The 10688-nt window shown below is 69.5% G+C and carries 12 protein-coding genes; 5 read left to right on the top strand and 7 right to left on the bottom strand.

What is annotated here, in order from left to right; genetic code table 11:
• Positions 1–509 precede the first annotated feature (509 nt).
• Genes EES43_RS31810 through EES43_RS02930 form a run of 4 tightly spaced genes read right to left on the bottom strand, consistent with a single transcriptional unit; the run spans position 510 to position 3149 of the window.
• The gene (locus tag EES43_RS31810) at positions 510–683 is read right to left on the bottom strand and encodes a DUF6760 family protein (protein ID WP_346774350.1); all 174 of its coding nucleotides are present in this window, start codon (positions 681–683) and stop codon (positions 510–512) included.
• Entirely contained in the window at positions 680–1081 is a 402-nt protein-coding gene (locus tag EES43_RS02940) for a hypothetical protein (protein WP_124267208.1), read from the bottom strand. Before EES43_RS02940 ends, EES43_RS31810 begins: the two co-directional genes overlap by 4 nt.
• Positions 1078–1521 carry a phage tail protein gene (locus tag EES43_RS02935; RefSeq protein WP_124267207.1) on the bottom strand — a complete coding sequence of 148 codons (444 nt, stop codon included), beginning with the start codon at positions 1519–1521 and terminating at the stop codon, positions 1078–1080. Before EES43_RS02935 ends, EES43_RS02940 begins: the two co-directional genes overlap by 4 nt.
• A 14-nt stretch (positions 1522–1535) precedes the next feature.
• Entirely contained in the window at positions 1536–3149 is a 1614-nt protein-coding gene (locus EES43_RS02930; RefSeq protein WP_124267206.1) for a phage tail sheath family protein, read from the bottom strand.
• A gap of 165 nt (positions 3150–3314) precedes the next feature.
• Here EES43_RS02930 and EES43_RS02925 point away from each other — a divergent pair, with 165 nt between their 5' ends.
• Positions 3315–3920 carry a Pvc16 family protein gene (locus EES43_RS02925; RefSeq protein ID WP_164493110.1) on the top strand — a complete coding sequence of 202 codons (606 nt, stop codon included), beginning with the start codon at positions 3315–3317 and terminating at the stop codon, positions 3918–3920.
• A gap of 67 nt (positions 3921–3987) precedes the next feature.
• Here EES43_RS02925 and EES43_RS02920 read toward each other — a convergent pair whose 3' ends face one another.
• On the bottom strand, positions 3988–4617 hold the full coding sequence (locus tag EES43_RS02920; RefSeq protein WP_124267204.1) for a helix-turn-helix transcriptional regulator: 630 nt from the start codon (positions 4615–4617) through the stop codon (positions 3988–3990).
• A 688-nt stretch (positions 4618–5305) separates the two neighbouring features.
• Here EES43_RS02920 and EES43_RS02915 point away from each other — a divergent pair.
• From EES43_RS02915 to EES43_RS02905, 3 genes are all read left to right on the top strand, one after another.
• Positions 5306–6178, top strand: coding sequence for a hypothetical protein (locus tag EES43_RS02915; protein ID WP_124267203.1), 873 nt, complete (start codon positions 5306–5308; stop codon positions 6176–6178).
• Positions 6179–6424: 246 nt separating this feature from the next.
• Positions 6425–7132 carry an ICP22 family protein gene (locus EES43_RS02910; RefSeq protein ID WP_124267202.1) on the top strand — a complete coding sequence of 236 codons (708 nt, stop codon included), beginning with the start codon at positions 6425–6427 and terminating at the stop codon, positions 7130–7132.
• Positions 7133–7164: 32 nt separating this feature from the next.
• Positions 7165–8076 carry a hypothetical protein gene (locus EES43_RS02905; protein ID WP_124267201.1) on the top strand — a complete coding sequence of 304 codons (912 nt, stop codon included), beginning with the start codon at positions 7165–7167 and terminating at the stop codon, positions 8074–8076.
• A gap of 69 nt (positions 8077–8145) precedes the next feature.
• On the opposite strand, the gene EES43_RS02900 is transcribed toward EES43_RS02905, so the two are convergent.
• Positions 8146–8760: a hypothetical protein gene (locus EES43_RS02900; protein ID WP_124267200.1), complete on the bottom strand. Its 615-nt coding sequence runs from the start codon at positions 8758–8760 to the stop codon at positions 8146–8148.
• Positions 8761–8951: 191 nt separating this feature from the next.
• Between EES43_RS02900 and EES43_RS02895 the strand changes: the two genes are divergently transcribed.
• On the top strand, positions 8952–9605 hold the full coding sequence (locus tag EES43_RS02895) for a hypothetical protein (RefSeq protein WP_124267199.1): 654 nt from the start codon (positions 8952–8954) through the stop codon (positions 9603–9605).
• Positions 9606–9763: 158 nt separating this feature from the next.
• Here EES43_RS02895 and EES43_RS02890 read toward each other — a convergent pair.
• Positions 9764–10688: hypothetical protein (locus EES43_RS02890; RefSeq protein ID WP_164493109.1), on the bottom strand; the 925-nt coding region annotated here is incomplete at its 5' end.

Below are 10688 nucleotides of genomic sequence, written 5' to 3'. Positions count from 1 at the left end.
CCGAAGCCGAAGCCGAAGCCGAAGCCGAAGCCGAAGCCGAAGCCGAAGCCGAAGCCGAAGCCGAAGCCGAAGCCGAAGCCGAAGCCGAGCCGACGCGTCCGGTCGGCACCGGCGGGACGACGGGACCGTCGAGCACCGACACCACCAGGGCGTCCGCGCGTCCCACCGGCACGAGCGGCAGGTCGACGGAACGGTGGTCGGGAACGGCCCCGTCCGGGCCGGTCGCCGCCGGGCGGCCGGCCCGGACGGGTGCGACCCGCGCACGGTGGATCAGCGATCGTGTGCCCGCCCGTGCGACGGACGCACGCCCCAGCGCGGACACGGTCCAGGGGACGGCCCGTACCGTGGTGCCCAGTACGGGCAGCCGACGCCATTCCACGCCGGCCGCGGGCGGCGACGCGGGCGCTGCGGGCGCCGCACCGGTCGAACGCCCGCGGAACCATGCACGGGCGGACTTCCACGACCACTGCACGGGCCGCCTCCTTTCGGGGAACGGCTCCGGACGCCGCTCAAGCGTCCGGGCCGTCTTCGGTTGGTGATATGCGTTGGTTGATCCGGCCGATCTCCTCGATCACCCGCAGTCGGGACGGGTGCTCCAGGTCGAGGACCGAGTCGGCGGACCAGTGGAGGTAATAGGCGACGTAGACGACCTCCTCCCAGAGGCGGTCGGCCGTGTACGTCAGGATTCCCCCGGTGCCTCACCCGCCACGTCGACGAGGAAGGCGTGCGCACAGGACGGGCAGTTGACCTCGGCCTCGGTGCGGCCCTCCTGGTTGATCCTCCGGTAGAGGTCCTGGAGGAAGGCCAGATCGGAGGCGAAGAGGTTCTCGACGGTGTCCGTGGTCACGTCCGTGACGCCGCCGATCCGCGTGACGGTCCGGCTGAGCAGCAGGACCGTCAGGTAGGCCGGGTTCTGCTGCACCTTCGGGTCGACCTGCGGGGCGATCTCGTCCCGGGCGGTCGCCAGGCGCATGAGGCCCTCGCGGTGCACACGCCCCTGCGCGTCGACGTACCCGCGCGGAAGGACGAACGGGTATTCCGTCCGCATGGTGTGCCCGGTCGCCTCGGCGGTGGGGCTCATACGGGAATGACCTCTTCGCAGGTGAACGTAACCGTCTCCAGGACGATCTCGGACGCGCCGGCCTTGAGGTTGCCGACCTCCACCTTGCTCGGCCAGGCGCCGAGCAGCCGGTAACTGGCCTGCGCCACACCAGCGGCGTTCTGCAGTTCCAGCGTTCCGGACATACGGGCGCCGGGGTCGCCCTTGCGGGCCATCGCGTGCCAGGCGAAGAGGAAGGCCGTACCGTCGACACCGCGCTTGAGGGTGACGGTCGGCGGCTTGGTCTTGCCGAACTGCTTGGTGTGGATGACGTCGCCGCCTCTAGCGGGGGAGACGATGTACTCCGTCGGCTCCACCTCACTGGTGATCCCGCTCAGTTCCGAGAAGTAGGCCGGAGCGGCCCCGTCGAAACTCACCACGAAGCGCGCGGCGGAAATGGCCTGGGGGGTTCCCTGGGTCATGGTCTAGGTGCTTTCTACTCGTCGATTTCGGAGCCGGGTGCGTACTGCGAGAGCCGGAAGACCACGAACTCGGCGGGCTTCACGGGCGCGATGCCGATGTCGATGGTGAGGATGCCCGCGTCACGGTTCTCCGGCGGGTTGTTCTCCTCGTTGCAGCGGACGAAGAACGCCTCGGCCGGGCTTCGGCCGAACAGCGCGCCGCTTCGCCACACGCGCGTCAGGAACGCGGTGACGGTGCGGCTGACGCCCTCCCAGAGGTAGCGGTCGTTGGGCTCGAAGACCACCCAGTTCGTGCCTTCGAGAATCGACTTCTCCACGTAGTTGAACAGCCGGCGCACATTCAGGTAGCGCCACTCGGGATCGCTGGAGAGCGTCCGCGCGCCCCAGATCCGCACGCCCTGCCCCGGGAAGGTCCGGATGCAGTTGACGCCGATCGGGTTGAGGATGGCCTGCTCGCCCTTGGTCACGGACAGGGCGGGGGAGAGGACTCCGCGCATCACCTCGTTGGCCGGAGCCTTGTGCACACCACGCGTGTCGTCGTTCCGCGCCCACACGCCCGCGACGTGGCCGCTCGGCGGGATGAACTCGGCCCGCTTCTCCAGCGGGTTCATGACCTTCACCCACGGCCAGTACAGACCGGCGTACTTGGAGTCGAAGGAGGAGTAGTCCTGCCGCCAGTCGCGGACCTGCTGCGCGTTGAGATCGGGCAGCGGGTCGAGGATGGCGACGCGGTCGCCCATCGTCTCGCAGTGGGCGACGAGCGCCAGCTGCACGGACTTGACGCCCTCCGCGTCGATCGCGCCCCGCTGGTACGCCGACATCAGGTCGGGCACCGCCACCATGGTGATCTCTTCGATGGCCTCCAGGCCGGACAGCCCGGTGCGGGCGGCCGTGCTGCCGATGTAGGAACCGGCGTCCACCTCCGCGGCGCTGTCCTCCTGTGCCGCAGGCGCGACGACCTCGGCCGAACGGGTCGGAGCGAGCGCGACTTTGGCCCCCTTGACGGGGCGGACGGGCGTCGCGCCCTTGACCTCTTCGAGGGTGATGACGGTGGACTTCTTCAGCGCCGTTCCGACGAAGCCCGGACCGCGCTTCGAGGAGACGTTGTCGTACTCCTCCACGACCTTGCCGCCGCGCCGTACGACCAGCTTGAAGGACTCCTCGTCCCCGCTGTCGGACGCGTCCTCCACCTCGACCGAGACCGGCCCGGAGGGGTCCGAGGCCGCCGCGGACGTCAACGCCACGGTCAGCGCCGGGCGTCCGGCTGCCGGCCCGGCCAGTTCCCCGCGGACGCTTCCGGCGGACTCCACCGCCGGCGTCCGTCCGGCGGCTGCCGTGCCGCCCGCGACCTCGGCCGTTCCCGTACCGGGGCCCAGGCTCACGATGTACGCGTTGCCGCCGCCGTTGAGGAAGTAGCCGTAAACGGCCTGGGGGAGATACGCGTCGGCCATGAACTCGCCGAAGACATTCGTGTACTGGGTCCAACTCGTCACCAGTACGGCCTCGTCCAGCGGGCCCTTCTCGGTGAACCCGATGAAGGCGGCCGTGGCGGTTCCCACGCCCTGGATCGGCTTGATACCCGAGGAGGTCTCCTCCACGAAGACACCCGGGGTCAGGTAATTCGGCACACGTTCCTCACTTTCCTGTGCGACTCCCCACGGTGTCATCCGCCCGACACCGGTACGGGAAGCGATCAGCCATACGCACGGACATCTCCGCCTGCCCCAAAGGGAATCCGCTCGGCCGTGGCCCGCCGCCCCGTGCTCGGTCACGATGGAGCGATGATGGACGCGGTGACCACTTCGCTCGAAGCCTGGCTGCGCCGGTGCGTTCCCACCACCGGGCTCGACTTCGACGGCCCCGGCTCCGGCCTTCCCGACGCCGGCGGGGGCTGCGTGCTGCGGGCCTTCCTGTACGACGTCCGGGAGGAGGAGCGGGGCCGCAGCGGGGGAATGTACCTGCGGGACGGGGCGGACTCCTCCGTCACCGCGCGGCTGCAACCCCTGCGCGTCCTCCAGTACTCCTACCAACTCACCGCGTACGGAGCCGACTGGCGCGAGCACCAGCGCGTCCTCGGTGAAGTGATGCTGGCCGCCGCCGCCGTGCCGAGTCTGCCGGACGACACGGTGGACGAATCCTTCGCCGTCTACGGTCCGGGGGCGCTGCCGCTCGTCGTCGCGCCCGCCGCGCCCGTGCCCTTCCCCTGGCCGGTGACCGCCGTCCCGTCCGCACCCGCCCTGCACCTCGTGGTGAAGGCTCCGCTGCGCCCGCCCGCCGATACCGACCTGCGCCCCGCGCCGGACCGGGTCGAGCTCGGCACCCGCAGGACCGACGGCGCACCCGAGTCCGCACACCGGCGCACCTCCGCGCTCCGGCCGCGCCGCCGCATCGAGGAGTGAGGCAGACCCGGACCACCGCGCATCCGGCCGACGGACAGACCACGTCGGCGGATGCGTTGACCACCTGTCAGATGAAGCCCTCGCGTATGGCGTAGGCCACGGCGTGCGACCGGTTGCGCAGGTGGAACCGGTGCGTCACGTCGTGCAGGACGTTCTTCACCGTCCGCTCCGAGTACGACAACTGCGACGCGATCTCACGCGTGTCGAGGCCGTCCGCCACGAGTTTGAGCACGTCCCCCTCCCGGTCGGTCAGACCGTTGAACCTCAACCCGCGCGGCGCCAGCACCTGATGCTGCACCTGTGACACCTGCCGGAGCAGCCGCCCGAGCAGGTCCGGGGGCACGACACCGGCCCCCCGGTGCACCGACGAGATCACCTGGACCAGGCGGTCCGCCGTCGCCTCGCGCCGGCGCACCAGCCCGGCGACGCCGGACTCGACGGCCAGCATCAGCCCGGCGTCATCCAGTTCGGACACCACGACCACGGCCTGCTGCATCCCCTTGCCCCGGACCGCCCGGAGCAGTTGGAGGGCCTCCTCGTTCACCTCGTCGGCGACGATGAGCGCCACCGTCCCCGAGGTCGTCTGGCTGCTGTCCGCGATCCAGATCTCCGCCCGGGTCTTCAACGCCGCCACGATCCCCGCCTCCGAGATCGGGTCGGAGGTCTTGACGTGGACGAATATGCGATCGCCTGACATGGGTTGCCCTTCATACATGTGTCCGGTCCGCGGTCCTGCGGAAACCGGGCACGGCACCGAAGGCCGTGAACGGCTTTGCCCGAACAGCTTCCTTTGCGGGACTGGTCGAGACCATGGCCGCGGTCGGCGACTTCCTGGACCGAATCGGTGTTACTTGGGGTACACACACAGGAGTTTGAGGCAGAGTTGAGGATGTCGGAGAGTAGTCACCCAGGAGTCGGGCGGTGAAGCGGACGGTGGCGGCGGGGCGCTCGCGGAGCGTCGGAATGAAGTGCTCATTCTGACGAGTATTTGAACTACGCCGAGAATTCAGGCCCTGTACGGCCTTGGGAGTGTGCCGGCGGTGCCGCCGCCCTTCGCTGACGCCGCCCGGACCGAACCTCACGGAACGTAGTGCCCGTTCGTCTCGTCGAGCCGGTACAGACCGATGGGTATGTTCCGACACGGTGATTCCCGAATCGTTATACGCCTCTCGTGGCGTCGCCTGGACTTCCGGCGGGCGGCCGGTCGGACTGTCCGTTTCTCTCAAGTTCTCCACATCAACGGGCCCGAAAGGGCAGGCAGTTGGGCGACGACGCCTCCCGAGTGCGTAGCTGAGCGCCGCTTTGGAGCGACGGGTACCGGGCGGGCGCGAGGATAAGAAAAGCGCCGGAAGAGTTCCGACGCATGACCAGGAGGTGACCGGAGCGTGCCGATCGAAACAGACTCCGCCCACGCGGGCGCTCTCCGGGCCGTCGACGACGCGATCGAACGCGCCTGGGAGGCGGACCGGTTCACACTGGAGGGCGGCCTGCGGGCCGGACTCGCCGAAGGGACCGGAGCGGTCCCCTCACCGGCCTCCCGGGAGGTGTTCCAGCGGTACGGACCGCCCTTGGCCGCCCTCGTACGGCGCTACGCGGGCCCGGGTCCCGACCGGCTTCCGGACGCCGCCGAACGCGAGGCGACGGCCGCCGCGCTGCACGGGATGATCGCGGACCTGGTCCGGGACCTGGTCGCCGTCGGGGCCGTGTCGCCCGGTCCCGTCGTGGCGGAAGCGGATCCCTACGAGTCCCCGACGCTGCACCGGGCCGTCCACGACGTCCACCACGTGGTGGAGCGGAAGGACGCCGCGCCCGGGAAGGACGAGGCCCCCGCCGTCCCGGACCGGTCGCCCGGCGCAGCCGCCCGCCGCCGCGAACAGCGCGCCGAACGTGCCCTCAAGCAGGCGGAACGGACGATCGACGCGGTCGACTGGGACCTGGTCGACGAGCAGAACCAGATGCTGCTCGCCCAGATCCGCATTGACCAGCGCATCGCCGTCCTGTGGCTGAGCGGTCACGAACTCCTGGTCCTCGGCCAGGGCAACACCGGTTACGCGGCGATCGCCGGCCTCACCGGCGTCCCGGAGGCGGGCGTGCACATCGCCTCGCTCCAGCGGGGGCCGGTCACCGGGTTCCTGCGCCGCACGGCCACCGCTCGCCTCGCCGGAGTGCCGGAGCAGGAGCAGGAGGCCGTCACCGCCGCGTTCCTCGCCTACGGCGTCCAGGCATCCTTCGCCGCCCGGTCGAGGTGGGACGGCTGAGACGGCCAGGCCGGACGGCGGGCCCGACCGCCGCCTCCGGGGGCGTCGGAAGGGCAGTGCGAGGACGGCCCGTTCGGGCAGCGGCAGGGGCCCTCCAGGGTGCCCGGTCAACCTGGTGAGCCGCCCATCGGCTCCAGCACAGTGACGGACACGGCCGGAGCCGCCCACCCGCATCCGGCCGGCTCCGGCGAGCAGCACGCGTACCGGAGCAGCTCACGCGCCCGTCATACTCCCAAGGAGTCGCTCGTGACCGACACATACCTGCTCCACGCCGCCGTCCTGGAACGGTGGGATGCCGTACCGGACACGAACTGGTGGGACTTCAGCCAGATGCTCGCCACCTCCGACCTCAACGACTACGCGTACTACTTCGCCGCGTTCACCGAGGAACGCACCGACCTGCACGAGCTGCCCGACGGCACGTCGGCCGAGGAGTACCGGCAGCTCGTCGTCACGGACTTCGTCGAGTGGTTCGCGTACCAGGTCGCCGCTCTGGAGAGCGCCGAAGCCGAGCAGCAGCAGTACGACGGCCAGGCGTACGACACCGCCGACCAGACCTACGGGGCGGACCAGGCGTACGAGGGCGAGCAGTCGTACGAGGGCGAGCAGTCGTACGGGGGTGAGCAGTCGTACGGGGGTGAGCAAGCGGCCGGGTATCCCGATGCGGCGTACCCGGCCGACCCCGCGCAGGAGTGGGCCGAGCAGCAGCCGGCCGCTGAGTCCCCGTACGCCGAGGAGGGAAACGGTCCCGCCGAAGAGCCGGAGGCGGACGCGGCGGTCGAGGAGTTGCCGGCCGATCCGGAAGTCCTGTTGGCGCTGGCCGACGCCCTGGAGGTCTTCGCGAGCGACACCGCGGCCGACGGCGACATCACCGCCGCCCACCTCGCGCTGCTCGAAGCCCATGGCGCCGACGTCGAGATGGACCTGGACACACTGCCGTCCGAAGCGGCCTGACGCAGCTTCAGTTCAACGAGCGAAGGACAGAGATGACCCTTTCCAGCGCTATCGGACCGTACGGTGTGGTGGCCAACGCAGCCGCCAGCACAGCGTATTCGATCGTCAAGGACTTCAACACCAAGGTCGAGTTCACCAGTGAGGGCCGCCAGGCCATCAACGCGTTCCCCGACGTGCTCAAGGACGCGCCGGTGGAGGAGGACCTGGGCCGCCGCGACCTCTACGGCGTCTTCTACACCCACAGCCGATTCCAGCCGATCGTCCGCCGACTCGCGCCGCACCATCACCATCAACTGCGCCATCGGGACGAAGTGGCCCGCGCCGTCAACAAGTCCCACAGCATCTTCATGGTGCTGCCGTGGCGCATGTCGTACAGCGCTGTGCGGCTCGACTCGTACCAGGCGCAGATCGGGCTCGACAAGAGGATGAACGAGCTCTACGCGGAGATGGACAAGATCGACCTGGTGGCGGAGGAGGACACCATCGCGGAGAAGACGGCACTGCTCGCGAGCCACCGCTACGGCGGGGCGGCGGCGCAGCGGCAGTTGCGGGACGAGATCGCGCGGAGTCAGCGGCGCGTCGACACCTACCAGGTGAACCGCAACGCGGCGGAGCGCATGGCGGCGCAGGTCCGGAGACTGCGCGACGCCGGCAGCCCCGTCTACATGCGGAACTTCACGATCGACGCCGTGGAGCAGGCGAACGGGGTCAAGGCCCGCGCCTCGACCGGCCTCAAAGGCTCCGGCAAGATGCTCGTCAGCACCGAACAGGTCGGATTGCAGACCTACTTGTCCGTGCAGTTCCGGTGGCACGAGGACAACTTCTTCGGCCACGGCTACGACTGGAACGGGCGCATCGACATCCGCTGCACCGATGACGGGAACCCCGATGCGTTCCAGGGCGAGGGGAAGTTCTGGGACCGGTTCCTGGAGACCCGGGGCTGACACGGGTCACGGGGACCTTCCGGGTGGTCCCGGGGCGGACACCGCCGCCGGGACCACCCGCGCACCTGGCTACGCGCAGGCGAGCAGGATCATCTGCTCCACCTCATCCACGGTCATCTCGTCGAAGGAGGTCGGCTCGGCCGCCGCGTGTCCGTCCGCAGGCTCCGCGGCGGCGGGGTCCACGGGCAGCCCGAGCGCGTGGAGGGAGTGGTAGCGCTCCAGTGGCGTCGCGGCGTCGTAGGGGGAGAGCTGCTCGTACGCCATCGCGTACACCTGCGGATCGATGGCGTTCGCCTGGTTGTAGAAGAGATCCCGGAAGTAGTCCCAGTGCGGCTGCGATCCGTCGTAACCCGCCCAGTCCGCCCCGTGCTCGGTGATCAGACGGGCCCACCCGGCCTGAGCGCAGTACTCCGCGATCTGGTCGTCACTGAGCATGAGTATCTGGTCGACCAGTCCGATGCCCTGTGTCTGTGCCGCGTACTCCAGGAACAGGTGCGCGGCGTCCGACGGCAGACCCGCCTGGTCCACCCACGCGACGAAGCGCTGGGAGAAGGCATCCCAGTCGTCGGGCGCCTCCGAACTCAGGGTCTCCTGCTGCACCTGGTGGAGTGTGCTCCGCCAGTACTCGGCGGTGGCGCTGGTGAGCCCCAGCGTTTCCAGTGCGCCGATGACCGTTTCGTCCACGGTGTGTTCCTCTTCATACGGGGGCTGGTGCGTGTTCTCTCATTGTTAACACCCCTGCATCCTCGGCCCGTTGCCCGAGAGGGAGAGCGTTGGGGCAGGCGCGGGGCACAGCGGGCGGCCCGAACGGCTGCCGCGCGAAAGGGGACGTGCTCCTACCGTTGTCAGACATCGAACTCGGTATCGGAGCGAACATGACCATCATCGTGGGCAACGTGGTATTCGGCGGGCCCAATCCCACCACCCCCGGCCAGCAGGTGCAGATTCTGGTGAACGCTCTCACCGCGGCCGGGATCCAGGTCGGCGCCTACGGCAGACTCCTCGCCACGCGGATCAAGAGCGACACCCCCTACCAGTACGCGAGCTATGCCGAGCTCGCGCAGGACCTCACCGAACGGCGAGACGCCGGCGCCCAGATCAATGCGGTCGGCGACGGCCTGGAGGCCAAGGCGGCTGCGGCCGTCGGCGCCCAGACCGGACGGGGAGGAGGCCAGCTGCCGGCGTGGGCGGTGCCGTTCGCCGTCATGCCTGCCGGGCACCAGGACCCGAACGTCTACGCGAGGAACGGTGCCGGCCAGCGCGACGTCACCTCCACGCCGGTGAAGCCGGATATCTGGTCGGACGGCCTCCTGGGCATCGTCGGCGGCCCGGCCAAGGACAAGAACATTCAGAAGTTCACGACGATCTGCCATGACCTCGTGCGGGTCTGCACATCCCACCAGGTGCGCCCGGTGGTCTTCGCGGCGTTCGGCTCTCAGGCTTCGGTCACGGAGGCGGTCGGCATCGTCGGCGCGAAGAACACCTACGTGCAGGACACCAAGGACGGTGACTTCCGCCCCGTCGGCTGATCCGAAGGGGAGAAGCCGCCCGCCCGTCGAGGTGTGCCGCCGCGCCGGACCGCAGAGCGGAGGCCGACGGCACACCGACGGCGCGACGCGCTTCCCGCGCGCCCGCCAGGCTCGGCGTTCGACTCGGCGCCTGGCCCGGCTGCGTTGAAGAAAGAAGATCAGGACGTGTGGCGGAACCGGGTGAGCCCCGTGTCGAAGAGCGCGTAGTCACTGATGAACGGCATCTCGTCCGCGCTGCCGGCCGGCGCGAGCTTGAGGTTGTCCGGGGCGAGTGTCTGGTACCCGGCGTGGTCCACCAGCTTGATGGTGTTGTGCTTCTTGCTCCTCCAGGCCACCATCAAGCGGTCCCACTGCTGGAATTCCCTGGTCTTCCCCGTCATCCCGATGACGAAGATCTGCCCTGCGGGCCGGCTCATGATGTACTCGGCGGTCTCCCGCCCGTACCTCAGCAGACCGTCCGACTCCGCCAGCACCCTCGGTCCGAAGACGTCGGCGGCCGTTTCGAAGGTGATGCCGCTGATGCTCTTCGTCGGCATCCACACGTTGCCGCTCTCCGAGAGGCCGTGGCAGAGCGCCCAGGCGACCACCTGGCAACTGTCGGCAACCGGTGACCTCGCGATCCTGCCTTGGATCTGCCTGCCGCTTCCGGTGCCCGTCCCGAGCCTCGTCGCGCTGCTCGTGAAGCGGGGGTCGTTCGCGCCGGGGAAGACGGCCGGTGTTCCCAGTCTGCTCACCGACTTGGCCGACTTGGCCGCCTTCCACGTGGTGTACGCCTTGTGCCCGGCGTAGCCGATACCGACGGCAGCGTCGACGCCGGCGCCGGCGAGGCCGACGATGTCGAAGACCGTCCGCACGGTCGTGGGCATGAAGCCCTGGCCGGTGGTGTTGGCGGTGATCTGGTCGGCGGCCGAGGGGACGGTGGCGAGGAAGCCGATGGCGGCGACGGCGAGAGGGATACCGCTTCCGCCGGTGAACGTGGCGAGGGCGAGGGCGAGACCCGCGCCCGCGATGCCCACTTCGACAGCGGGAAGGTAGTCCCAGTCCAGGACGTTCGCGCTGAACCATTCCCACGGGTTCTGAGGG

Source organism: Streptomyces sp. ADI96-02, assembly GCF_003846185.1.
In the GTDB taxonomy this organism is placed as follows: domain Bacteria; phylum Actinomycetota; class Actinomycetes; order Streptomycetales; family Streptomycetaceae; genus Streptomyces.
The sequence above is the reverse complement of the archived record's forward strand: the minus strand, read 5'-3'. Positions and strand labels throughout refer to the sequence as shown.

Coding starts and splice junctions, on each gene's coding strand:
- EES43_RS02940 (WP_124267208.1), bottom strand. CDS start 1,081: ATGAGCCCCACCGCCGAGGCGACCGGGCACACCATGCGGACGGAATAC.
- EES43_RS02935 (WP_124267207.1), bottom strand. CDS start 1,521: ATGACCCAGGGAACCCCCCAGGCCATTTCCGCCGCGCGCTTCGTGGTG.
- EES43_RS02920 (WP_124267204.1), bottom strand. CDS start 4,617: ATGTCAGGCGATCGCATATTCGTCCACGTCAAGACCTCCGACCCGATC.
- EES43_RS02905 (WP_124267201.1), top strand. CDS start 7,165: ATGACCCTTTCCAGCGCTATCGGACCGTACGGTGTGGTGGCCAACGCA.
- EES43_RS02895 (WP_124267199.1), top strand. CDS start 8,952: ATGACCATCATCGTGGGCAACGTGGTATTCGGCGGGCCCAATCCCACC.